Annotated in this window: 25 protein-coding genes; 9 read left to right on the forward strand and 16 right to left on the reverse strand. The window is 41.4% G+C overall.

The genetic code is table 11. The features are described 5' to 3' along the window. Nucleotides 1–23: 23 nt before the first annotated feature. The gene (locus tag LI112_RS05695) at nucleotides 24–716 is read right to left on the reverse strand and encodes a response regulator transcription factor (RefSeq protein WP_173909226.1); all 693 of its coding nucleotides are present in this window, start codon (nucleotides 714–716) and stop codon (nucleotides 24–26) included. 270 nt (nucleotides 717–986) lie between these two features. Here LI112_RS05695 and LI112_RS05700 point away from each other — a divergent pair, with 270 nt between their 5' ends. The 3 genes from LI112_RS05700 (at nucleotide 987) to LI112_RS05710 (ending at nucleotide 2,607) form a co-directional block, all read left to right on the forward strand. Further along, nucleotides 987–1,529, forward strand: a complete 543-nt coding sequence (locus tag LI112_RS05700; RefSeq protein WP_055055811.1) for an NADH peroxidase — start codon at nucleotides 987–989, stop codon at nucleotides 1,527–1,529. A gap of 24 nt (nucleotides 1,530–1,553) precedes the next feature. Next, the gene (locus LI112_RS05705; protein ID WP_117739270.1) at nucleotides 1,554–1,940 is read left to right on the forward strand and encodes a transcriptional repressor; all 387 of its coding nucleotides are present in this window, start codon (nucleotides 1,554–1,556) and stop codon (nucleotides 1,938–1,940) included. Between the two features lie 121 nt (nucleotides 1,941–2,061). Next, entirely contained in the window at nucleotides 2,062–2,607 is a 546-nt protein-coding gene (locus LI112_RS05710; RefSeq protein ID WP_055055809.1) for an NADH peroxidase, read from the forward strand. A gap of 58 nt (nucleotides 2,608–2,665) precedes the next feature. Here LI112_RS05710 and LI112_RS05715 read toward each other — a convergent pair whose 3' ends face one another. From LI112_RS05715 to LI112_RS05740, 6 genes are all read right to left on the reverse strand, one after another. Next, nucleotides 2,666–3,241: an HD family hydrolase gene (locus LI112_RS05715; RefSeq protein WP_005425278.1), complete on the reverse strand. Its 576-nt coding sequence runs from the start codon at nucleotides 3,239–3,241 to the stop codon at nucleotides 2,666–2,668. A gap of 296 nt (nucleotides 3,242–3,537) precedes the next feature. Continuing rightward, nucleotides 3,538–4,866 carry a transposase gene (locus LI112_RS05720; protein ID WP_227190344.1) on the reverse strand — a complete coding sequence of 443 codons (1,329 nt, stop codon included), beginning with the start codon at nucleotides 4,864–4,866 and terminating at the stop codon, nucleotides 3,538–3,540. Nucleotides 4,867–4,912: 46 nt separating this feature from the next. Continuing rightward, complete coding sequence (tnpA, locus tag LI112_RS05725) at nucleotides 4,913–5,284, reverse strand: IS200/IS605 family transposase (RefSeq protein WP_227190345.1); 372 nt, start codon at nucleotides 5,282–5,284, stop codon at nucleotides 4,913–4,915. Between the two features lie 254 nt (nucleotides 5,285–5,538). Continuing rightward, the gene (locus LI112_RS05730) at nucleotides 5,539–7,950 is read right to left on the reverse strand and encodes an Ig-like domain-containing protein (RefSeq protein WP_227190346.1); all 2,412 of its coding nucleotides are present in this window, start codon (nucleotides 7,948–7,950) and stop codon (nucleotides 5,539–5,541) included. 158 nt (nucleotides 7,951–8,108) lie between these two features. Beyond that, nucleotides 8,109–9,356 carry a zinc ribbon domain-containing protein gene (locus LI112_RS05735; RefSeq protein WP_022388038.1) on the reverse strand — a complete coding sequence of 416 codons (1,248 nt, stop codon included), beginning with the start codon at nucleotides 9,354–9,356 and terminating at the stop codon, nucleotides 8,109–8,111. 54 nt (nucleotides 9,357–9,410) lie between these two features. Continuing rightward, nucleotides 9,411–10,115, reverse strand: a complete 705-nt coding sequence (locus LI112_RS05740) for a serine/threonine-protein kinase (protein WP_022388037.1) — start codon at nucleotides 10,113–10,115, stop codon at nucleotides 9,411–9,413. Nucleotides 10,116–10,364: 249 nt separating this feature from the next. Between LI112_RS05740 and LI112_RS05745 the strand changes: the two genes are divergently transcribed. Both LI112_RS05745 and LI112_RS05750 read left to right on the forward strand, forming a co-directional pair. Then, nucleotides 10,365–10,790 carry a helix-turn-helix transcriptional regulator gene (locus tag LI112_RS05745; RefSeq protein WP_055055802.1) on the forward strand — a complete coding sequence of 142 codons (426 nt, stop codon included), beginning with the start codon at nucleotides 10,365–10,367 and terminating at the stop codon, nucleotides 10,788–10,790. Between the two features lie 435 nt (nucleotides 10,791–11,225). Next, on the forward strand, nucleotides 11,226–11,768 hold the full coding sequence (locus LI112_RS05750) for a hypothetical protein (protein ID WP_055066449.1): 543 nt from the start codon (nucleotides 11,226–11,228) through the stop codon (nucleotides 11,766–11,768). 33 nt (nucleotides 11,769–11,801) lie between these two features. On the opposite strand, the gene LI112_RS05755 is transcribed toward LI112_RS05750, so the two are convergent. From LI112_RS05755 to rpmG, 6 genes are all read right to left on the reverse strand, one after another. Then, nucleotides 11,802–12,806 carry a D-alanyl-D-alanine carboxypeptidase family protein gene (locus LI112_RS05755; RefSeq protein WP_005425267.1) on the reverse strand — a complete coding sequence of 335 codons (1,005 nt, stop codon included), beginning with the start codon at nucleotides 12,804–12,806 and terminating at the stop codon, nucleotides 11,802–11,804. A gap of 618 nt (nucleotides 12,807–13,424) precedes the next feature. After that, complete coding sequence (rplA, locus tag LI112_RS05760) at nucleotides 13,425–14,117, reverse strand: 50S ribosomal protein L1 (RefSeq protein ID WP_005425261.1); 693 nt, start codon at nucleotides 14,115–14,117, stop codon at nucleotides 13,425–13,427. 62 nt (nucleotides 14,118–14,179) lie between these two features. Continuing rightward, nucleotides 14,180–14,605, reverse strand: a complete 426-nt coding sequence (gene rplK / locus LI112_RS05765; protein ID WP_005425256.1) for a 50S ribosomal protein L11 — start codon at nucleotides 14,603–14,605, stop codon at nucleotides 14,180–14,182. Between the two features lie 56 nt (nucleotides 14,606–14,661). Then, nucleotides 14,662–15,177 carry a transcription termination/antitermination protein NusG gene (gene nusG / locus LI112_RS05770; RefSeq protein WP_005425255.1) on the reverse strand — a complete coding sequence of 172 codons (516 nt, stop codon included), beginning with the start codon at nucleotides 15,175–15,177 and terminating at the stop codon, nucleotides 14,662–14,664. A gap of 16 nt (nucleotides 15,178–15,193) precedes the next feature. Further along, a complete protein-coding gene (secE, locus tag LI112_RS05775; RefSeq protein WP_005425254.1) occupies nucleotides 15,194–15,403 on the reverse strand; it encodes a preprotein translocase subunit SecE in 210 nt (69 codons plus the stop codon). A 25-nt stretch (nucleotides 15,404–15,428) separates the two neighbouring features. Further along, nucleotides 15,429–15,578 carry a 50S ribosomal protein L33 gene (gene rpmG, locus LI112_RS05780; RefSeq protein WP_044925727.1) on the reverse strand — a complete coding sequence of 50 codons (150 nt, stop codon included), beginning with the start codon at nucleotides 15,576–15,578 and terminating at the stop codon, nucleotides 15,429–15,431. A gap of 279 nt (nucleotides 15,579–15,857) precedes the next feature. Here rpmG and LI112_RS05785 point away from each other — a divergent pair, with 279 nt between their 5' ends. Continuing rightward, nucleotides 15,858–16,643, forward strand: coding sequence for an ABC transporter permease (locus LI112_RS05785; RefSeq protein ID WP_005425252.1), 786 nt, complete (start codon nucleotides 15,858–15,860; stop codon nucleotides 16,641–16,643). Nucleotide 16,644: 1 nt separating this feature from the next. Continuing rightward, complete coding sequence (locus LI112_RS05790; RefSeq protein WP_022388033.1) at nucleotides 16,645–17,382, forward strand: ABC transporter ATP-binding protein; 738 nt, start codon at nucleotides 16,645–16,647, stop codon at nucleotides 17,380–17,382. 29 nt (nucleotides 17,383–17,411) lie between these two features. Here the strand turns inward: LI112_RS05790 and LI112_RS05795 are convergent, their stop codons facing one another. Next, nucleotides 17,412–18,827: an exopolysaccharide biosynthesis polyprenyl glycosylphosphotransferase gene (locus LI112_RS05795; protein ID WP_022388032.1), complete on the reverse strand. Its 1,416-nt coding sequence runs from the start codon at nucleotides 18,825–18,827 to the stop codon at nucleotides 17,412–17,414. A 317-nt stretch (nucleotides 18,828–19,144) separates the two neighbouring features. Between LI112_RS05795 and LI112_RS05800 the strand changes: the two genes are divergently transcribed. Together LI112_RS05800 and glgD are read left to right on the forward strand one after the other, a co-directional pair. After that, the gene (locus LI112_RS05800) at nucleotides 19,145–20,284 is read left to right on the forward strand and encodes a glucose-1-phosphate adenylyltransferase (RefSeq protein WP_005425248.1); all 1,140 of its coding nucleotides are present in this window, start codon (nucleotides 19,145–19,147) and stop codon (nucleotides 20,282–20,284) included. A gap of 1 nt (nucleotide 20,285) precedes the next feature. Next, entirely contained in the window at nucleotides 20,286–21,401 is a 1,116-nt protein-coding gene (glgD, locus tag LI112_RS05805; protein ID WP_005425247.1) for a glucose-1-phosphate adenylyltransferase subunit GlgD, read from the forward strand. 128 nt (nucleotides 21,402–21,529) lie between these two features. On the opposite strand, the gene LI112_RS05810 is transcribed toward glgD, so the two are convergent. Both LI112_RS05810 and LI112_RS05815 read right to left on the reverse strand, forming a co-directional pair. Beyond that, nucleotides 21,530–24,106 (reverse strand): HD domain-containing phosphohydrolase, encoded by a 2,577-nt coding sequence (locus LI112_RS05810; RefSeq protein ID WP_227190347.1) that lies wholly within the window; start codon nucleotides 24,104–24,106, stop codon nucleotides 21,530–21,532. Between the two features lie 14 nt (nucleotides 24,107–24,120). Beyond that, on the reverse strand, nucleotides 24,121–24,336 hold the full coding sequence (locus LI112_RS05815) for a hypothetical protein (protein ID WP_227190348.1): 216 nt from the start codon (nucleotides 24,334–24,336) through the stop codon (nucleotides 24,121–24,123). Between the last annotated feature and the right edge of the window lie 119 nt (nucleotides 24,337–24,455).

Genomic DNA, 24,455 nt, shown 5'->3' on the forward strand with positions numbered 1-24,455 from the left:
TATCCACTTTCCATGGCAGAATTTCAGATCTTTTCCACTTTATACCCAAGTCCCCATACTACTTTGAGGTAGCGTGGCTCTTTGGGATTGATCTCAATCTTTTCTCTGATATGGCGAATATGAACAGCTACCGTGTTATCTGCTGCGATTGCTTCTTCATTCCAAATGTTCTCATAAATCTGATTAATAGAAAAAACTCTGCCCTGATTTTGCACAAGAAAAAGGAGAATACGATATTCAATCGGAGTCAGCTTCACACTTTCTCCATCAACAGTAACTTCTTTACGATCATCATCGATCATAAGTCCGCCCGTTTCGTAAATATTCTCTTTTTTCTCGGTCATTGCCCCCAGCTGTGTATATCTGCGAAGCTGAGATTTCACCCTGGCCACCAGTTCCAACGGATTAAAAGGCTTTGTCACATAATCATCTGCCCCGACATTCAACCCAAGAATTTTGTCCGCATCTTCTGATTTTGCAGATAAAATTATAATAGGAAGAGCATTTTCTTCTCGGATCTTAAGTGTTGCCCGTATTCCATCCAGCTTCGGCATCATCACATCAATGATCAGAAGATCCACCGGATGATTCTGCAAAACTCTTATTGCCTGTTCACCGTCATATGCTTTCAGGATATGATGTCCCTCCTGCGTCAGATAAATCTCTATTGCCTCTACGATTTCCTTGTCGTCATCGCATACCAGTATCTCTGCCATTTCCCCTGCCTCCTGTTTTTCATGCTTTTACTATACCTGTTAAGAATTAATATCCATGAGGTAAAATATTAAGATTTTCTTATGATATTAAACGAAGTTATCCATTGGTATCTTATTATAGCAAATAATATATAAAAACTCTTCAAAAAAGTATAATTTCTCTGTTGACAAGACTGGACCATTATGGTACAGTATAGTCACGGCAAGAAACAATAACGATTACTATTATTAAATAAAACAATTTTCAATTATGTAAAGGAGATTAAGATTATGGCAAAATGGGTATGTAATGTATGTGGTTATGTTCATGAAGGTGACGAGGCTCCGGAAGTCTGTCCAGTATGTAAAGCACCTGCTTCCAAATTCACAAAACAGGATGAGAACCTGACATGGGCTGCTGAACATGTTGTTGGTGTAGCTCAGGGTGTCAGCGAAGACATTCTTGAAGATCTGAGAGCAAACTTCCAGGGTGAATGCTCCGAAGTTGGTATGTACCTTGCAATGGCAAGAGTTGCCCACAGAGAAGGTTATCCGGAAATCGGTCTTTACTGGGAAAAAGCTGCTTACGAAGAAGCAGAACATGCTGCTAAATTCGCTGAACTTCTTGGCGAAGTTGTTACTGACAGCACAAAGAAAAACCTTGAAATGCGTGTAGAAGCTGAAAATGGTGCTACCGCTGGTAAATTTGACCTTGCAAAACGTGCCAAAGCTGCCAATCTTGACGCAATCCATGATACTGTTCATGAGATGGCAAGAGACGAGGCAAGACACGGCAAAGCATTTGCAGGTCTGCTTAAGAGATATTTCGGTTAATAAATTGTAGAAAGGAAACGATATATGGCAACCTTAAAATACAGCCGTCAGCGAGAAGCCATCAAGGACTTCCTTATGACCCGCAAAGACCATCCTACCGCAGATGTTGTTTATGAAAATATAAAGAAAATATATCCCAACATCAGTCTGGGAACTGTATATCGCAACCTTTCTCTCTTATCTGAGATCGGAGAGATTCAGAAGCTGTCTAATTTTGGAGGTGCTGACCATTTTGATGGATGCGTTACTCCACACTGCCACTTCATGTGTAAGGAATGCGGACAGGTTCTTGATCTGGAAACCGAGGATTTAAACAGCCTTGCAGAAAAAGCTGTCAAAAACTTTCCTGGTAAGATTTCAGATTGTGATATACGCTTTTTCGGAATATGTCCGAAATGTGTGAACAAATGATGTATTTTTTGATATTTGCTTGACTTTAACTATTTGATATGATAGATTGAAGCTACAGTTATTGAGAATAATTACTATTATTAAACAAAACTAACTTAATTAAGAAAAGGAGATTACGATTATGGCTAAATGGGTATGTAGTGTATGTGGATACGTTCATGAAGGTGACGAGGCTCCGGAAGTCTGTCCAGTATGTAAAGCACCTGCTTCCAAATTCACAAAACAGGATGAGAACCTGACATGGGCTGCTGAACATGTTGTTGGTGTAGCTCAGGGTGTCAGCGAAGACATTCTTGAAGATCTGAGAGCAAACTTCCAGGGTGAATGCTCCGAAGTTGGTATGTACCTTGCAATGGCAAGAGTTGCCCACAGAGAAGGTTATCCGGAAATCGGTCTTTACTGGGAAAAAGCTGCTTACGAAGAAGCAGAACATGCTGCTAAATTCGCAGAACTTCTCGGCGAAGTTGTTACTGACAGCACAAAGAAAAACCTCGAAATGCGTGTAGAAGCTGAGAACGGCGCTACAGCTGGTAAATTCGATCTTGCTAAACGTGCAAAAGCTGCTAACCTCGATGCAATCCATGACACAGTTCATGAAATGGCAAGAGACGAAGCAAGACACGGAAAAGCATTCGCTGGACTGCTTAAGAGATATTTCGGAGAATAAAATTTTAAATTTTATATGAAACAGCTGATCCCCAGGGCATATGCCCCGGGGATCTTTTTTAATCAGATTTTTTTATACTCTCCGCAATCTTTTTCTTACTGTCATTCCGCACTTCATCACGGAGACGTGTCAGATACTCCGAAAACTGCACTTTATCATTTCCGTAAGTCATCTGCAGATCATATTCCAGCGGAATCCATGTACTGATATCCGACTCATTATGCTGGATCAGAGCTTCCAGATTATCCAGTGCCTTATAGATTCTGGCTTCCAGCGTCTTCCGCTCTTCCATTTCTCTGTAAAGCTCCTGCATTTCACTGACAAAAGGTTCCGGCAGCTGCATCATCCATTCGTTTAAAAGTGATGCTTCTTTTTCTTCATCTTTTTCTGACTTTTCAAAGGTTGGTATGTCCCCGGTAAATGCCTCTCCAAGGTCATGGATCAAGCACATTTTCATTAATTTTTCCAGATTTGCTTCCGGAAACTCATCACTGACAAGATATGCCATCAACGTAATTCTCCAGGAATGCTCCGCCACACTTTCCCTGCGGCCTCTGGATGTATAACAGTGCCTGGTGGCATCTTTCAGACGCTCCGCCACAGCTAATGTTTCTATCAGTTTCTCAGGTTCCATCTATCTGCTCAGTCCCCTTTTTGTATTTTAAGTTGTTTTATTATAACACTTTTTAAGCAGTATCATCTATAAATAATCTTTTTCATACTCAGGCAAAAGCCTCTGGTACCTGGCAGAAATCTCGCATGTGGATCTCACATGACTAAAGTCACATGCTCCTCAGTCGCTTTAAGCGACAAGGCTAAATATCGGCGGATACGCCTGTAGCTTAGGATATGCGCAGTCATGCACTTTTTTCCATGCCAGATATGGCAGGTTCCCACACTGCAGGTAATCCGCTGTATATCTGCCTGTGTTTATGCTGCTCTTAAGAGTTCCATTTCTGAAAATAGTTCTCTTAAGTCCGCATATACACATGAGATCCTACGCTTTACTGAAGGGACTTTTGCCTCCAGCAAAGACCTTTCCGTTACCGGAAGGGGTTTTAAGAGTTCCCGTATAAAATATCTTGCTCCAATATTATAGGACGCCGAAAGATCACAGTTATATCTTTTTCCATTCTGGAATGTACATAAACTGTGATTGCCTGGATCACGGACAACTGTTCCCGACCCATCACAGGCAAGCCTGCTGGTATTCCACGCACAGATCCTGGATATCCGCATCCCTCTTCTATGCGCCTGATGTTCACATCTTTTCTGGATATCCCTTTTCCTCCACAGATGCAGCTTCTGTTTCTTTCTCCCAGATATCTTTCCTTTTGTTTCCAGATACTCAAACACGATCACATCCGCGTGGTTTTCTTCCGCATATCCTGTAACTGCCCCTGCGACCTTCCTTCCGAGTTCTGTGTTAAGACGCTTCGCGTAAGCCCATCTGCTTTTCACCTGTGCGGAGCCATGCTCGCGCTGAAACCTGCTTATCCGTCCCAGCACACGGTACATCCGGTCTTTTTCACTGGGAAAATTAATAAACTTTCTTCCCAGGACAGTTCCATCTGACCGCATAATGGTACAGACTGCATCCGTATTGAGTCCTAAATCCACACTGCAGATGATCTGTTCTTTTACAGGTGTCTTTGTAAGCGGCACTTCTTCCGTATAAGAAAAACGCAGGAAGTATTTACGATGTCTTTTTTCCAGTACGGGTGCTGTAGCTTTTTTTCCTGCCCAGTTCTTTCTGAGATATTCCATATCTGTATGGCTAAGACTGACCCGGAACCATTTCCAGTCATGGCCGTCATAAAGTTTCAGGTACGCTCCATCTTTTTCCTCAGTATCTTCACGGTACATCACATCACGGTAAAATACCGGCATGGCATGATTATCACACACCAGCTTCGGCCCGCCGCCTTTCTGATCCGTTTTTTTCCACAGTCCCAGCCTCGTCTTATATGAGGATACGCTTCCCAGCGCATGCTGGACAGCTGCCCTTCTGAGATAAGAAGGCATCTTTGGAAATCGCAGGTCAAAATCGAACCTTGCCTGATTCTTTTTTGTGGTATGCACCAGATGTTCTGCAGTATTGAAACGTTTTTTAGGTTCCTTAATCACTGCCAGTTCATCCCATATCTGGGCATAGATCTCAATCAGACAGCTGACCGCAGAACGGTAAATATCCAGTGTCTGGCGGATCGGGATATTCTGTTTTCGCAGTTCTACGCCATAACTGGATACTGTCCTCATCTTTTTTCCTCTTTCTCACAAATATAAAAAACGGAGGCTTTGATTACTATTTTTCTTTTTGCCCTTCGATATAAGAACATACCTGTTCCCTGCTCCTGTCACTCACCGTTACTGCACAATAAGATGGATTCCACAGATGCCCTCCCCAAAGTTCCTTCTTCAGTTCTGGATGAGCAAGAAATATCTGTCTGGCAATGTTCCCCTTCATGATCTTGATCATATCAGAGATATAAAACTGTGGTCTGCAATCTACAAGCAGATGGATATGATCCGGCATAACCTCCATTGCCAGGATCTGGAATTTATATTCTTCTGCAAGGTCATAGAGCATTTCCTTGCATTCTGCATCAATACCATCTTTTAAAACCTTTTTCCGATATTTTGTACACCATACCAGATGGTACTGCAGGGAATACACATATCATCTACCATATGAAAATTCGTTATTATTGATATTAAACATATTTTTATCCATGTTTTTATTATACCATATGTAAATAGAATTTACAAACATTTGTTCTGCTTATTTTCAAAAAGATAGTGCGTCTAACTCATCACTGAAGTAACGAGAATGCGACGCACAGTTATTCAAACAAAAACGATCTCCGCAATTGCTCACGGAGATCGCCTCTTACACTTTATTTGTTGCTGCGAACAGTAACCTTCATTTTATTATTTCACAGTCACTTTGCATGTCATTTTCTTAGAACCACTCTGAACTGTGATCGTTGCTGTTCCCTTTTTCAGGCCTTTCACTACACCCTTAGATGTTACAGTTACAACTTTTTTGTTAGATGATTTAAAAGTAATTTTTTCATCTGTGTTCTTTGGTGTTGCTATGGCTTTAATCTTGAAAGATTTTCCCTTGGAAACACTTTTTGCTGCCGGAACACCGGAAAGATTTGTTGTTTTTACGCCGGTAACCTTTACAGTTACAACAACTTTCTTACTTCCTGATTTGACAGTGATCTTTGCTGTGCCGGCTTTTTTCGCTTTGATCACACCTTTGGAGCTGACGGTAGCTACCTTCTTATTTGAAGAAGAATATGTAACTTTCTCTTTGCTTGTTACTGGTGTAACTGCAATAGAAGAAGCCAATTTCTTGTAGGTAGCTCCTTTTGCAAGTGTCAGTGATTTCGTTGTTGTTGTAATCTTAGTGGTTTTTACTGCTGCCTTCTGAACAGTTACCTTGAAGCTTGCTGTCTTTTTGCTTGCAAGAGTAACAGTGACTACAGCACTTCCCTTCTTCTTGCCGGCAGTCAGCTTGAATGTTCCATTTTTGTTTACATTTGTTACTTTTACAGTTCTCGGTTTATTTGAAGTAACTGCTGTAACATAGTCTCCTTCTGAAAATCCCGTTGCTTTGAATGCAGTTGTGGACTGACCTGTTTTCATTTTCAATGAAGAAGCTGTCAGATAAATGGTACCTGGAACTTTTGCTATTGTATTCTGCTTCTCAAGGACTGTACCACATACAGAACAATGACTTCCTTCGGTCTTTCCGTCTGCAAATACAGTCGGAGCTACTGCTGCATCTTTCATTACAGTATGGCCTTTTACAGGGATTGACACAGTCTGCACTGCATCACAGGAAGCACAATTTTCAACCTTACTTCCTGCTTCTGTACAGGTAGCTTCTTTTACAACATTTTTAGTCACCCAGCTGTGGCTGTGTACTTTATCTGTGGCATCAAATTCATATCTCTTTGTATCAATTATTTCCCATCTTCCTGTCTCCAGTTTTTTCTCCCATGCCTTAAAAAAGATCCATGTAGCATCTTTTGTCTTTCGGGTCATGGTCGGAACATCCCAGCCTTCCGTATACTGTACGCTCCAGTCATTTTCATCATACACAGTTTCAATTTTTAATGTCTCCGGATCTCCAACACCTGTTAATTTTCCCCCTACATAATGGTACAGAGCAACGCCCTTCTTCGCATAATCAATTACTTCTCCAACCTGTGGATTCAGTTTATTTCCATTTGCGTCTGTAAGAGCATCCGGTCCCAGCATCGGTGTGTTATTACCATGGTCTCCGTTATCTCCATCATCCCCGTCATCTCCATCATCATGTAAAGAATCTACCTGATAATCACGTCTTGCGATATAATTCCATCTTCCGTCTTCATCTTTCTCCAGAGCTGTCAGAGCAAAGCTGGTACCGTTTTCCGTTATTCTCTCCAATATCGGAAGTTCCTGCCCGGAAACTTCAATCCATTTCCATCCTTCTGTATCGTAGTCATTATCAGGTTCACCTGTTTCCTCATCTGTCCCTCTATAAATAATAATCTTATAATTATCTCCTGTTACAGGACTAAGTTTCTTCGTATCTTTTTCATAACGGAAAAGCTGTGGTTGCATATCTTTGGCAATATCAATCTGTTCTCCCACCTTAGGATTAAGTACATTTCCATCTGCATCCGTGACATTTTCCGGCATGATCACATATTCACTGATTTCAAAATAAACTTTACTGGTAAATGTTTTAAAAGCATCTGAGCTGACTGTCACATAAATACCAAAAGCTCCTGTTACCCCATGAGAATTTATAACAATATTATTATCATCTACAGAGACATCTACCTTTCCGGTATAGTCCCAATCATCTTCCATTGGTTTAAGTTCTAATTTGTATGCTTCTGAAATTGTCTCATCGCCATCTTCATCAGAATGATACACGCTGGTTGAAATCGTCATCTGGCTGTTTGGAAGCATAGTACCATTTCCTGTATGCCCGTCCATAAAATCATACATCAGACTATATTTGGATTCTTCTTCCCCTACAGCCTCTGTGCTTTCATCTCCGGCTGTAAAATCCACATTCTGCGTTTCTTCCGCTTCTTCCTGGATTTCTGCATCCTCACCGTCTCCTACGGAAAACTCATCCTCCTGAATATTTACTTCTGCATCCTCTGAAGCAGCCCCTTCTGATTCTACTGCTGCTTCTGCATCAGCATCATCCTGGCTCATTTCCACTTCCTGACCGGCATCTGCTGTCAGTTCCTCTGCTGCTACCGGTACGGCTACACTCTGTGTAACAGTAAGTGCCATTGCCAGAAGCATTGCGATTTTGTTTCTTTTCATATAAACCCCATTCCCTTCTTTTTTATTGTCTGCAAACAGACTGATAAATCATTATAAAATGAAAAAGAAACAAAACCCATTACCTCGCAGCATAGTTTATTTTTTTATTTATAAAAAAGCTCCTGCAAATTATATCGCAGAAGCTTTCAGACTGTTCTTTATTCAAATGTCGCTTTCGCTGTATCTACTGCATGATCTGCTTTATTCTCAATATCCGTATCATTTCCCGAGAACACGCTTCCGGCAAAATCAATAACCTCATTTCCCGGCAGACTGTCAATGCAGACAGCAGTTCCATTATCCGTAAATGTATTATTCACATAGTTTGGCGCAGTACCGTAAGCCATAGAGGTATTAAATTTCAAACCAACCGTATTATTCGCGAACGTACATTCCATTGCATTAACCCATGCACCATTCTGTGCAACAGCAGCCGTATCCCAACCCGTGAAGTTACAATCGGTAAGAAGTACCAGACAATACGCATCCAGTCCGATTCCACCCTTACCTTCAAAATTAATCCCTGACAGATCTGCATAGTTACCATCATGTCCCTTTATACTGACAGTTCCGGTGAAAGTAGTCACCGCATCACCGTCTTTGCTTCCTGAAATACCCCAGACATGATCACCAAAAGTGATATCTCCGTCATAGGTCACTGCCGGAAGATGCAGATATACCGGTGTATCTGCAGACGCCTCTTCTTCAATGGAAGCGAGCAGGGCATTCAGCTCTTCGGTGGTCTCCATCGGTGTATCTTCCGCATAATAACTGACTGCCGGTTGTTTTTCAATCGTAAGTCTTGTACTAAGAAAAATTGTATCTCCATTCTTCATGGTAAGTGTCCACTGGATATCATTCGTTCCACTGTCAGATACATAATTGATATCAGAAACATACGCTGCATTTGGGAAGCTTTCATTGTACACCGGCTCTACATATTCCATTTTCTGTGAACCTTCTGATGGCTTTGTATCTACTTTGCAGGACTCTACCTCTTTGGAAAATTCTTCTCCGGCCAGCTCTCCTGTATCTTTATTTAATACATACAGCTGGCATGGAAGTGCACTGTTCATTCCTTCCGACAGCGTATCTGTACGCTCCCCCTGGGCATGTCCCGTCATACCACCTTCCTCAGAAAAACTCAGCAGGACTTTGTATGATTTTCCCTTATCCGTATAAGTGATCTGAGCACCGCCTTCATATGTTTTTGGTCTGTGATAGATAGAAAAAGCTATTCCGATAACCGCAGCTACGGCCAGAACTGCCACTCCTATCACTGCTTTCTTTCTCCACTTTCTTGGCGTCTTTATCTCTTTCTTTTCTGTCTGAACTGTTGTACAGTGCGGGCAGAAAGACGCGTCATCCGGCAGTATCTCCCCACATTTTATACACTTTTTACTCATTGACTTTCCCCTTTATCTCTTTTTATTTTCTTCTCTATTTTTATAGAAAATTTGCTACAGAACCTCCAGCAGATGAAGAATATTCTTGTATCTTTTTGATGGATTAACCATTGTACAGCGTTGAACAATTCTTCCCATTCTGCCACCTGCAAGTTTCCTGGAAGGATGTTCGCCGGTCAGCATAATATTAAGTAAAACACCAAGCGCATAGATATCTGCCCGTCCATCCGACTGCGAAAGGCCATACTGCTCCGGTGCTGCAAATCCAGTTGTTCCCAGAATCTGCGTATCTTCCTGAATTGTGCTTTTATATATTCTTGATGCATCAAAATCGATCAGAACAGCTTCTTTTCCACGTATAATAACATTATCCGGCTTCACATCTCTGTGCACCACACCCATAGAATGAAATACCCACAATGCAGAACAAAGCTGTCTTGCAATCTGTTTCGACTCCGCAATTGTCAGAAGACCGCCTTCTAGGATCTCGCTAAGCGTATCGCCCTGCACATATTCTTCCAGCAGAGCTGTCTTTCCATCTTTTTCTCCGACTTCCATTATTTGCGGCAGATTTGGACAGGAAACATTCAGAAGTTTCTGATAAACTTCACTGTTTCCATAAAAATGCCGGAAAATATAACGGGTGCCGCTGTCTCTGTGACGTACAAGTGAGACCTCGCCCCGTTCACTTTTTTTGATCAGCATGAGCACATCATATTCGCTATGAACTGCACCCAAAAGACTGTCGTAAATATTCATATTTCTCATCCTTACTCGTTACTGTTGTAACTGATATTCCTTTTTACTATGCGGTCTGCATATTGTTTTTCAGAACTGTTTATAGTATATTTTAATTTATGTATACTATTTAAAATATTATAACTTATTAGTAATTATTCAGCAAGTAATATAACAAATAGAATATTTGTATTACTATTGATACTATTCGTAAAGCAGCACGAATAGCAATATATTGTTCAAAAATAACGATGAGTAAAGGCGCGGATTATGAAAAAGAAAAATACAGATGGTTTACAGCAGGAACTTATGGATTCACCAGATCTGACTCAGTTTCTGTCACAAAACCAGGAACAGTTTGTAAATAAAAATGTGGCAGAATTATTAAACCATCTGTTTGAAAAGAAAAATATCTCAAAAGCGGCTCTTGCCAAACAGTCAGGCATGAGCGAAATCTATCTGCACCAGATTTTTGCCGGTCGCCGAAATCCTTCCCGAAACCGTCTGCTGTGTCTGTGTTACGGTCTGGATGCAAGCGTAGAAGAAACCCAGGAATTATTGAGACGTTGTGGAAAAGCCCAATTATATCCCAAGCTGAAACGTGATTCAATTATATATTACGGACTTCTGCATAAACTTGATCTTTTTGAGATCAACGACAAACTGTTTGATGAAAACGAAGAAACTTTATTCTGAAACTGCATCTTTTCATTTATCATTTGGCAAATAACAAATGAACATCAAAAATCCCCTTTGAAACATGATATGCTGTCCGTACCCTGGATATATCAATGTTTTAGGGGGATTTTTTCTGTCTGTCACTAACAAATGATTGAAAGTCTGTTGCAATACCAAACATTTTCCCAAATACTCTTTCATATTATAGAAAAAATACGTATACTAAAATTATATATATCAGATGTGAGATGACTCCCACCTCTTTAGGTGGCGAGGAGCAAATTAGTATCAGTGGTGGGAGTCAATCCCCCATCTGATATAGCCTCCGGCAGGATTGCAGAGATGCGCAAAAGAAATATGTCATGCTTTGCATGACGCGCATCTCGCAGCAAGAATGCCGAGGCATTCTTGAACGGAAACAGTCCCTCAAACAATAAAAAGGAAGTGTCATTTATGAGTGTAATGAATACATACAGTGGGCGAAAATTTGATCCAATGAAGATCGCCTCAGAAGATGTTTATCTGGAAGATATTGCACATGCTTTAAGTCTTGTCTGCCGCGGTGGCGGGCAGATCCGGTGGTTTTATTCTGTAGGCCAGCATTCCATTAACTGTGCTCATGAAGCTCTGGCACGTGGATGGTCTGACCGAATGGCTCTTGCCTGTCTTCTGCACGATGCAAGTGAATGTTACATTTCCGATGTCATCCGCCCGGTTAAAGTCCATCTGCAGAACTACCTGGAAATCGAATCTATGATCATGGATGCGATCTGGGAAAAATTTCATCTTGATGACCTAACTGATGAAGAGAATCAAAAATGGAAACAGATTGATAATGAAATCCTGGAACTGGAATTAAAAACTCTTATGAAAGGTGAAAAAGACAGGGAAATCATCCCCCTGTCTTCTACTCCCGACCTGTCTGAGCGCACTTTCAGTTCTGTAGAAAAAGAATTCAAAGAACTTGCACTTGAACTGTTTCAGAAACTTTCTTAATTTCATCCAAAACTTCGTATCTCCTGCCGCACATTATCTTCCATACAATACAGAGGATGACTCACCCAGCCGATTATACAATTTTACTGCATCATCAATATGCGGATTACCTGTGCCCGGTGCACCAGCTGTTACAAGAATGTATTCTACTCCATCAATTTCTGCAAAACTTGCGAGGCAATGACCTGCCTGACTCGTGTATCCGGTCTTGCCTCCTTTGATCTCTCCATCGATCACAGAAGTATCCGACAAATTCTTAAACATCGTACTGTAAAATGTGATTCCATCCGGATGAATATTTGTTCCTGATGTAGAATGATATGGACTTTCAATAATCTCACGGAAAGTGTCATTTTTTATCGCATAACGAAGCAACAGCGCAATGTCTTTTGCTGTGCTGTAATGATCTTCCCTGTGCAGTCCTGAAATGGAACTGAAATGAGTACCTGTCATTCCAAGCTTCTCTGCTTTTTCATTCATAAGAGTTACAAAATCACTCACCGAACCCGCAACGGTGTCTGCCAACGCTACGCAGCACTCTGCACCGGACGGAAGCATGACTCCGTAGAGAAGATCAATTGCCTTCACTGTCTCATTCGGCTGAAATCCAGCCTGCATTGCATCCTGCACATAAAGATCCGCTACCATATCATTTGTAATCGTAATCTCCTGATTCAGATCCTTGAGATTTTCAATCGCAAGGATTGTAGTCATGATCTTTGTCATAGAAGCCGGATACATTTGTTCTTCACCATTAATATCACCGATGACTTTGCCACTCTTTGCATTCATGAGCACCGCATAAGGGCTGTTGATTCCCGTAATATCCAGTTCCTCGACTGCAGGTTTACGGATACTGTTTACGAAGTTGGTGATTCCTGTTCCCAGTCCCAGATTATGCCCCACGATCATTACAAGAACGACAACTACGATCAGTTCTGCAGCAATCAGACCCTTGAGCCTGCCCTTCTTTTTTCTTCGACCGTTATTTCTTTTATTTCCTGTATTTGGAGTATTTCTACGTTTCTTATCAGCCATACCGCCCCTTCTTTTCTATTGAAGTTTCTTATTATTGTATCATATTACCACAAAATCCTGTAAAAAACTTTAATGTTTTATTAAGAAAGGAAGGGAACCCTGTGATGGGTATGATTGGAGATGCAAGGGCGGGGGTGGGTGTATCCGGGAGGGGGAAAATTCATCGGTTCTAAAGTACTAAGACTCTGATATTTTGCTAAAAGCGATCATAAAAATGTCAAACTCGCTTCGCTCAAACAGTGCCATTTTTATGCTCAACACAAAATCCCAGAGCCTAAGTACTTTCACGAACCTCTTCAGGCTTCCCCCTCCCGGATACACCCTCCCCGCCTCCAACATACTCCACAAACTCACTCACCAACCCTGGAAATGAGTGTTCGTTAGCTGCACCACTTCACAAGCACCTTCATAGTTTTCACACATGCTTCTCTTTGTCAGATCTTTTCAGCGTGGCCGACAAGGGGGAGTCCGAGGGGGAACAGCGGCCTTCGCAACTGTGAGCGAGTTCCCCCTCGGATGGTTTTCATATTTCCAAATATAAAAAAGTATATTAAAGAAAAAATTTCGGAAACATAAAAAAAAGACACCCTTCAAAAGGGTATCTTTTTTGTCATTTATTTAGGCGAATTTAGCCGGGTTAACTTTCACACCAGGTCCCATAGTAGGTGTAAGAACGATACTCTTCATGTACTGTCCTTTCAGTGTGCTTGGTCTAGCTTTAACGATCGCCTCAATCAGCGTCTGGAAGTTGTCGCTTAACTGTTCCTCAGTAAAGGAAGCTTTACCGATCGGAACATGGATGATATTGGTTTTGTCAAGACGGTATTCAATCTTACCTGCTTTGATATCATTGATCGCTTTTGTAACGTCCATAGTTACTGTTCCAGCTTTCGGGTTTGGCATAAGACCTTTTGGTCCAAGTACACGACCAAGACGTCCTACAACACCCATCATGTCTGGTGTAGCAACAACAACGTCGAAATCCAGCCATCCTTCGTTCTGAATTCTCGGGATGAGATCTTCTGCTCCTACGTAATCAGCTCCAGCTGCTTTAGCTTCTTCAGCTTTAGCGTCTTTTGCGAATACAAGAACACGAACTTTTTTACCAGTTCCATGAGGCAGAACTACTGCACCACGGATCTGCTGATCTGCATGACGTCCATCGCAGCCTGTACGGATGTGAACTTCGATAGTTTCGTCAAATTTAGCAACTGCGGATTTCTTTACAAGGCTGATAGCCTCAGCGGTATCATATAATGTTGCGCGGTCTACTGCTTTAGCAGCTTCCACGTATTTCTTTCCTCGTTTCATTTCTATAACCTCCTGTGGTAATTGCGGGAATTTCCCTCCCACTCACTTCAATTAATTTTTTCTCAGTCTACGACTTCGATTCCCATACTTCTAGCAGTACCAGAGATCATGCTCATAGCTGCTTCAAGGGATGCTGCATTCAGGTCTTTCATTTTCAGTTCAGCGATTTCCTGAATCTGAGCTTTTGTTACTTTTGCAACCTTTGTTTTGTTCGGTACGCCGGAACCTGATTTGATGTTAGCTGCTTTCTTAAGAAGAACAGCTGCCGGCGGAGTTTTGGTTATGAAGCTGAAACTTCTGTCTGCATAAACAGTGATAACTACAGGAATGATAAGATCTCCCTGATCTGCTGTTCTTGCATTAAACTCTTTTGTGAACTGTACAATGTTTACACCGTGCTGTCCAAGAGCCGGACCAACCGGTGGTGCTGGAGTTGCTTTACCAGCAGGAATCTGTAATTTAATATAACCTGTTACTTTTTTTGCCATTTTTCGGCACCTCCTATGTGGTATTGGCGGGGGTTCTTCCCTCCCACTTGAATGTGTTACGCCTTCTTAATATCTGCGAAACTTATTTCTACCGGCGTTTCGCGGCCAAACAATTCAACATTGATAGTAACCGTCTGCTTCTGAGTGCTGATTGCAGTAATAACACCTGCAGTATCTTTCCATGCTCCAGCTGTTACAACAACCATATCACCCTCTGCAAAGTCTACCTGAATGTCATCATTCTTGATTCCTAACGGGAGCATTTCTTCTTCCGTAAGCGGAACCGGTTTGGATCCCGGTCCTACGAATCCGGTAACACCTCTGGTGTTGCGGACAACATACCAGGTATCATCATTCATGACCATGTTGAGAAGCACATAACCAGGAAACATCTTTTTCTGGACCTGCTTGGCAGCACCGTTACGCATTTCCACAACTTCCTGCAGCGGAACGCGAACCTCCAGAATCTGGTCTTCCAGGTGTCTGTTTTCGATTGTTTTTTCAATGTTGGCTTTTACTTTGTTTTCATACCCTGAATAAGTATGAACAACATACCATTTCGCTTCTGACATACAATCACCGTTATCCTTATTTCACTAAAAGATTTATTCCTTCCAGAATAGCTGAGTCAAATACACTGATGATCACAGCAAGTACAACTGTAATAATTGTAACTGCTATAGTCTGTTTTACAAGTGTAGCCTTGTCAACCCAGACAATCTTTTTGAATTCCGATTGAAGTCCCTGAAACCAATTTCTCTTCTGACCTTTGCCAGCAGATTTTTCTTTCTCTTGCATAGTCTAACCTCACAATCGTTTGTGATTATTTTGTTTCCTTGTGCAGAGTATGGGTACGGCAGAACTTACAATATTTCTTTGTTTCAAGACGCTCAGGATGATTCTTTTTCTCCTTGGTCATATTGTAGTTACGCTGCTTGCACTCCGTACATGCCAATGTAATCTTAACGCGCACAACTTCCACCTCCAGTGTTTTCATTTGCGTGGGCCTTTTTGCCTTTTTCGGGCATAAAAAAAAGACCTAACTTCCATGTCGCTCGTCTAGTTTAGCACAACCATACTATATAAGTCAAGCTTTTTCCTGCAAAATACAAGCTTTCTTGCAAAATAATAAAGAAAGAACAATAGATTTCTCTTGTCAACAAACCTTTGGTAGTGTATGATAAGTAAGGTCACAGCCCTCAGATTACTGGGGGTTCTATAATTTAATAAAGAAAATATAGGAGCGGATTTTATGTTTAAACGATTTAGGGATGACATGAAGAAGTACTGGAAGTATGCCATTTACTCTTCTAAAGCCCAGTTGAAAGCTGAAGTAGCCAATTCCTATCTGAACTGGCTCTGGTGGGTACTGGATCCTCTGTGCTTCATGTTGATCTATGTATTCATGTTCGGATATGTATTTAAGTCTAAAGAACAGTACTTTGCGATCTTCGTTTTTGTCGGCATCACTCTCTGGGACTTTTTTAACAAGTGTCTGTTGCAGAGTGTCAAGATCATCAAGAACAACAAACCAATCGTATCCAAAGTATATATACCAAAATTCATCCTTCTGGTTATCAGAATATGTGTCAACGGCTTCAAGATGTGCATTTCTCTGCTGATCATCGTTGCTATGCTTGCTATATGGCGCGTTCCGCTGACTCTGAATATCCTGTATGTGATTCCAATTCTGATCACACTGGTTACTGTAGTTTTTGGTATCAGTTGTTTTCTGCTTCATTATGGTGTATTTGTAGAAGACCTTGGCAATGTTCTGCGTATCGCACTTCGCCTTGTATTCTACCTGACCGGTGTATTCTGGAACATCATGAGTCGTCTGCCGGCACCATACAACAACTACATCGGCAAGGGAAACCCGATCGCATTTCTGATCACATCCATGCGTCAGTGCGTAATCTACGGACAGGCACCTCATCGTAAGCTTCTGCTTCTGTGGTTCCTGATCGGGCTGGTACTCTGTGCCCTTGGTATCCGCAAAATCTATAAGAGCGAAAACAGCTATGTAAAGGTGATTTAATATGGAAGAAAAGCATGCAATCGAAGTCAAAGATCTGGTTATCAGCTACCAGAATCTGAAAAAAACTTCTATTAAGAAAACTCTGCTTCATCTGAAACGTCAGAAACCTGACCGTTTTGTTGCAGTAAAAGGAATTTCCTTCTACGTTCGCGAAGGCGAGATCCTTGGTATCATCGGTAAGAACGGAAGTGGAAAATCCACCACACTGAACGCACTGGCTGGTATCTTTTCTCCGGACAGTGGTTCTATTGACCTGAACGGACACAGTATTTCACTCCTGTCCATCGGTGTCGGTTTCATCCGTGAGATGACCGGCCGTGAAAATATCACTCTTTCCGGTATGCTTCTTGGTTTTACTGAAGAACAGGTCAAAGCCAAAGAACAGGAAATCATTGATTTTGCTGAAATCGGCGAGTTCATTGATATGCCAGTCAGAACTTATTCCAGCGGTATGTATTCCAAACTGGCTTTTTCCATCACAGCTATTCTTGAAACAGACATTATGCTGATCGACGAAGTATTGAGTGTCGGCGACCAGAAATTCAAAAAGAAGAGCTATGAAAAGATGAAGAGCCTGATCTCCAACAAAGATCGTACCGTAGTTATCGTCTCCCATAGTATCGAAACACTGAAACAGCTTTGCGATACTGTTATGTGGATGCACGAAGGACAGATCAAGCGAATCGGTGATCCGAACGAAGTCCTTGATGAATATGTAGCTTTTATGGAAAAAGGCTGAAAAAAAGTCACGGGGTAAACCCCCGTGGCTTATTCTTTTTCTTCCGGATCCACCGGTTCTTTCTCAGAAAGTTCTTTTACCGGATCCACTGAATCCTTCAGTGCATTTGTCTGATTATCATTTACTCCTTCAGAAACTTCTTTCTGGAAGAATATCTTCACTGTCATCATAAGCAGTTTCAGGTCAAGTACAAAAGAGTAATTCTCAATATAGAACAGGTCCAGCTTCAGTTTATCATAAGGTGTGGTGTTGTATTTACCATATACCTGCGCATAACCGGTAAGTCCTGCTTTAACCTTCAAGCGATAATAAAACTCTGGAATTTCCTTGCAGTATTCGCGGACAAGCGTCTGTCTTTCCGGTCTCGGTCCAACCAGAGACATATCCCCCATAAATACATTAAATAACTGAGGCAGTTCATCCAGATGCAGATTGCGGAGTACTCTTCCTACCGGGGTGATCCTGCTGTCATGTTTGGATGCAAGTCTTGCACCGTTCTTCTCGGAATCCACGCACATACTACGGAACTTACAGATCTTAAATGGTCTTCCGCCCTCCGTAAGTCTTTCCTGTCGATATAAGACCGGACCTCTGTCATAAAACTTCACACACAATGCAATGATCAGCATCAGTGGAGATGCAACTATGATTCCAATACCCGAAACAATAATATCCAACAGCCGTTTTGCTGCACGCTGCTCAATAGAAAGTCCCATGTTCTTCGCAACAAGAAGCGGTGTGTCAAACAAATGAATGCGTTCGCTTCCCATCAGGATCACATCAGAAATCTTCGGACTGAGATAGCACCGGATAGAATGTGCAAAACAATGTTTCAGATAACGGTTACGGATATTTGCCGGAAGATCCCATATGATCACTCCGTCATATTCCTTCATCATCCGGTAAATTTCTTTCTCACCCACACTGATATGAACTTTTCCGCTGATATCATATTTATCACGTCTGGAATTCATTTTACTGATCAGATCACCAGGATCACGGTCTCCATAAATCACCAGAAGTTTCCTTGCCTGATATAATTTTGAATAAATATATCTGGAACCCCATATCCATACAAGGATGATCACAAACTGAATCAGTGTCATCTCTATCATTGGCCATGGTCTCAAGAACCATCGGTTGATCAACGTGATCTGAAAATATGTCACGATATTTGTACAGATCGTAGCCAGCGTCAGAGAATAAAATACATCTATGCGTTTCAGATATCCTACTTTCAGACCTCCATAAAGTCTGGAAAACAAAACATTGATCAATCCGTAGATTGCAATCAGGACCCAGTTACCTTTTCTCCAGAACGGTTCAAAAATAAGTCCTCTGTAATAGTCATACCAGATATATGCAAAAACAGCTGTCTGTGCGATCACAACAAGACTTGCCAGACAAAATACTATAAAACGTTTAAAATCCTCTCGTCTGTTCACTATATCCCTCTCATCCGTCAAATAGCACTTTTATTTTTCCCTTTAACCTTGTTATTATAACGTAAAACATACTTTTCGTCCAGTGATTGTCGGCTCCTTTCCAGCCTTGTATACAGCATTTCTCGTCCGCTCCTCTGTTTTTGTTACTTTTTTATGTTTTTGTCGAAATTTTTCCATCAATTTAATACACACTTAACAATCATCAAAAAAAAATATCAATCAAGCCACACTTTTTTGCTCAAAAATGTAGAAATGTTTTTGTAAAAAATGTATAATAGATTCATATAAGCAATCTAAAAGGAAAGTGAGGGTTCACTATGAAACAAAACAACATGTTAGCGATGATCCTGGCTGGCGGACGTGGAAGCCGTCTTCATGAACTCACCAACAAAGTAGCCAAGCCGGCAGTTTCATATGGCGGAAAATACCGCATTGTTGATTTCCCGCTCAGCAACTGCGCTAACAGCGGAGTGGACATTGTCGGAGTACTGACTCAGTACGAATCCGTTCTTCTGAATAGTTATGTAGCAGCTGGCGGACGCTGGGGACTTGATGCCAGAGAAAGTGGAGTCTTTGTTCTTCCACCACGTGAAAAAGCTGATGCAGATCTTGACGTTTACAGAGGTACTGCTGACGCGATTTCTCAGAATATCGATTTTATCGATAAATATTCTCCGGAATATCTTTTAGTTCTTTCCGGCGACCATATTTATAAAATGAATTACGACAAAATGCTGGATTACCATAAGGAAATGAATGCCGATGCAACGATCGCAGTCATTGAAGTACCGATGAAAGAAGCAAGCCGTTTCGGTATCATGAACACAGATGGCAACGGCCGCATCGTTGAATTCGAAGAAAAACCAGAGCATCCGAAGAGCAACCTTGCTTCTATGGGTATTTATATTTTCAACTGGAAGCTTCTCCGCAAGATCCTTCTTGCAGATATGAAGAATCCTGATTCCCACCATGACTTTGGTAAGGATGTTATCCCGTGTCTCCTTAACGACAATAAAACACTTGCCGCATATAAATTCAAAGGTTACTGGAAAGATGTCGGAACCATCGACTCTCTCTGGGAAGCAAATATGGACCTCATTGATTCCAGAAATGAGCTGAATCTGAACGATCCAACATGGAAGATCTACACGGAAGACACACCTGCTCTTCCTCAGTACATAGGACCAAATGCCAAAATCGATAAAGCATTTATCACACAGGGCTGTGTTGTCGAAGGTGAAGTTAAGCATTCTGTACTGTTCACCGGATGCAAAGTCGGCGAGGGTGCCAAGATCATTGACAGTGTACTGATGCCAGGCGTAGAAGTTGCCGCCGGCGCAGTTGTTCAGCGTGCACTTGTTGCTGATAATGTCAAGATTGGCCAGGATGCTGTTGTAGGCAGTGCAGACAGTGAAAATATCGAACTCGTGTCCAAACGTGTAAAGGGGGTAGAATAATATGGCAAGAGCATTTGGAATTGTCACATCTTCCGGAACCCATATCAAAGTAGAAGGACTTCAGCAGTATCGTCCAATCGGTGCTTTTTCCTTCCTTGGAAGATATCGTGTCATTGACTTTCCTATTTCAAATATGAGCAACAGCGGTATCGACCGCATCCAGGTATATGTAAGAACCAAGCCACGTTCTCTGGCAGAACATCTCGGAACCGGACGTCATTACAACATCAACTCCAAACGTGGCAAGCTGCAGCTTATGTTCGCTCAGAACAGTTCCGAAAATGATGTATACAATACAGATATCGCATCATTTTATGAAAATATTGAATTCATTGAAAGAATGCATGAGCCATATGTGATCATCGCGCCATCTTACATGGTATATGCAGAAGATTACAGGGAACTTCTTCAGACACATATTGATTCCGGTGCTGATATCACACTCCTGTATCATTCTGTGGACAATGCAAGAGAAAAATTCCTGAACTGTGATATTCTGAATCTGAACAAACAGAAAGGTGTTGAATCCATCGAAAAAAACCGTGGAAGTGCCCAGAAACGCAACATCTTCATGGATACATATGTTATGAGTAAAGAGCTTTTCATTGAACTGATCAAAAAAGCCCGGAAAATTTCTTCGATGTACACTCTGCCTCAGATTGTCAATGAATCTTCTGCGGATCTCGATATCCGCGGTGTTTCACACAGAGGATATTTTGCATCCATTACTGACTTTAACAGTTATTACAACGCAAATATCTCTCTGATCGACATCAAAACTGCAGAAGGACTGTTCAATCCGGAATGGCCAATTTATACCAAAACCAACGATTCCTGCCCGACCCAGTATCTGGAAGGTGCATCTGTCAAGAATTCTGTTATCTCCAATGGCTGTCTGATCGAAGGAACAGTCGAAAATTCCGTTATCGGACGTGGATGCCAGATCAAAGCCGGTGCTGTCATTAAAAACAGCATTGTATTGTCTCATACTGTTGTCGGCGAGAATGCTCATCTTGAAAATCAGGTAATGGATAAATGGGCCAAGGTCATCCACGGCAATGAGATCATCGCAGAAGAAGGACATCCTGGATATATCCGCAGAGAAGATGTTCTTTAATCAGAATATGCCATTAATTAAAATCATTCTTTAACCTCAAAAAGCGCAGTCGCATTTATTACGACCGCGCTTTTTACTTTACTTTATAGGAAATTACTCCGTAATGTTCCAACAATTCAGCCTCTATATTATTTTTCCGTCATTGACATATATTCATAATTAAGAAGCAGTTTTTTCTTTCCGCACTGCTCACGATATTGACCGAAAATACGTTCCATGATATTTGGAATTGTTTTTTCATCTGGTTCAAACAGAATGATCAGATACTGCATGGAACTGTAACGCGTGCACACATCAACCTTTCGTATTTTTTGTCGTATTGCCTGCTCCATACATTCCAGTGCAAATTCTATGTCTTCGATATTTGATGCAGAATCCGCTTCTGTTTCCAGCGTTACCATCACCAGATAACAATGACATTTGTATCTTTTTTCCATACTATTCATATATTCATATATCTTGGCGAATTCACGATAATCCAGCTCAAGTGCCCCGGAATAATCGCCGCTGGTGCTCAGTGCTTTGGAAACCAGTGCCAGATCTTTTCCTGTTCCATAGCCAACAGTCTTTTCCCCTTCCATCTGTTGATAGAAGAAAAAGCTTCCTTTTCCATTCTGTTTCACATAATACAGGGCCTTATCTGCCTTTGAATAGCATTCTTCAAAAGGATCTCCTTTATTTACTTCACAGATTCCGGCAGAAACAGAAGCACAACGGATTGCTACATCCTTTTCCTTGCTCTGTTCAAATTTTTCCTGGATTTCTGTGACGATCTCTGTTATCTTTTCTTTTGAAACGTTCGGCACAAACATCAGGAATTCATCCCCACCCAGGCGGCAGACAACGGAATGATGTGCATATTCCATCAAGAAAGATCCAAGTAATTTCAATGCTCTGTCTCCTGCTTTGTGTCCATAAAGGTCATTCATCTTCTTGAGGTTATCCATGTCAAGAAATACCAGATAACCGCTGTCCTGCTGCATAAACTGTGCCGCAAGCTTTTCACCACGATTTCTCATTGGCAATCCTGTCAGAAAATCAAATCCTTCACTGTCTTCCTGTGTTTTCATTGTTATCATTACAGTGGAGATGAACTTTTCAATTTCTGCTTCCATATTCAGAAGATTATCTTCTTTATCTGCAAGCTTGCCGTCTTCTCTGATCACTACGCGACCTTCATTCAACATTTTCAGAAAGACTCCTGCGATCTTGGGGTCAAACTGTGATCCACAGTTTCTGGATATTTCATTATATATAACTTCATCTCCAAGCGGATTTCTGTAAATCCGCCTTGACTTCATAGCATCATAACAGTCTGCTATAGCTATGACCCTTGCATACAGTGGAATTTCTTCGCCCTTCAATCCATCCGGATACCCCATACCATCGTATCTTTCATGATGGCTTCGAGCCACCTCTTTCACATGATCGATCAACGTAATATTTTTTAGTATCTCTGCTCCAATGACGGTATGCTCTTTAATTACCTGAAACTCTTCTTCCGTCAGTCTGGTTGGCCTGTTCAGAATGTTATCCGGAATACCGATCTTACCAATATCATGCAGATGTGCTGCATTTTTGAGATTTCTGATTTCTTTTTTATCCCACCCAAGTTCTTCTGCAATCAGAGCTGCGTATTCTGCCACCCGATAAGAATGTCCTCTTGTATACTCATCTTTCGCCTCAATCGTTGTGGAAAGTGTCCGCATCATCTGCAGTGACATGGTTTCCATCTGTTTTCTGCGCTTATTTAACTCTGCTCTCTGACGGCGGCTTTCCACTTTCTGGATATTTTTGATCGTTTTCAGCAGGTTTGTGCACAGCAGTATGATCATTCCGATTCCTATAAAGATTCCTGATGCGGAAACTCTGAAATAAACCAGGCTCGACTCTGCTATAATAGCGATCATTGCCAGTATAATACTGAAAAAAGTATATTTTTCTGACACATATCCTCTTTTCAGGTCACAGACCATCGTAATGAACCCAATCAGAACGCTGCCTGCAAGGATCACATGGGCAACAGGAAGTGTCTCGATATAATCCGCAATCCCAAGAATATGAAGCGCTGAACAGATCAGAGCATTCAGAAATGCTATGCTTTCTACCACTCCAAATACTTTCCGGTATCTTCCTTTCTGCAGCGTATCCATATAATATCCGATTGCGATCGGACTTAACATGATCATTACAAAACACAGCGTTGCAAGTGCTGACGGATTCGGAAAAAACAGCTGCCGCATCTTGGACTCACCAAGCATCCAGATTGCTGCCATAAAAACGCACCAGCCCAGATATTCCATATCAAATTTCGTCTGATAGGCAATCCCGAGAGAAAACCCAAAAATGATCGTAATGATTCCGGCAAACAACAAAAAAAGAGCAATGACAGTCTCCAGTCCATACGTCTGAAACAGATACCCCCAGATTGCTGCCTCATCTCCACAATAAACAGTATTTACCACTCCAGAATATTTTGCTGTATTTGTGGTAAGTTCAATACGCACTTCTTTTCCTGCATCATCTTCTGATGTCGGACAGAACACATAACAGCTTGCTGAGTTTTTTCCGACAAGTCTAGTCCCTGATGTATCATATTCCATTCTCAGTTCTCCATCCACATAAAATCGGACCGACTGAAGTGATGAACGGATTGCCAGTGTATTCTCATGATAATCTTCCGGCAGTCTGGTCAGGATAGTCATCGTATCCTTTGCTTTTACATCATACTGTCCCGGAACGCTGATCTTTTCACTGCTTCCATCTGATTTCTGCCAGGTAAAAGTTCCCTGGTAAATAAGATTTTTTCTGTTGTATTTCCATCCCTTTCATTCTGTCCAAAAAACTGCAATGCTATGATACAGAGCAGACTTAATATCATCAGAATATAGAACAGAAATCTTTTTCTGCTGCTTACGGTATAATTATTTTTCAAAACTTCTCCTCCCTTTGTCATTGAACCCTAAGAAGTTTTATTTTATATATTTTACAATATAAAAGGGGCTGTCGCACTAAGTAATTAGTGCGCAGCCTCTTTTTGGTGCAAAAAAAATA

This window comes from Blautia sp. 210820-DFI.6.14, from assembly GCF_020558815.1.
Lineage (GTDB): Bacteria > Bacillota > Clostridia > Lachnospirales > Lachnospiraceae > Blautia_A > Blautia_A obeum.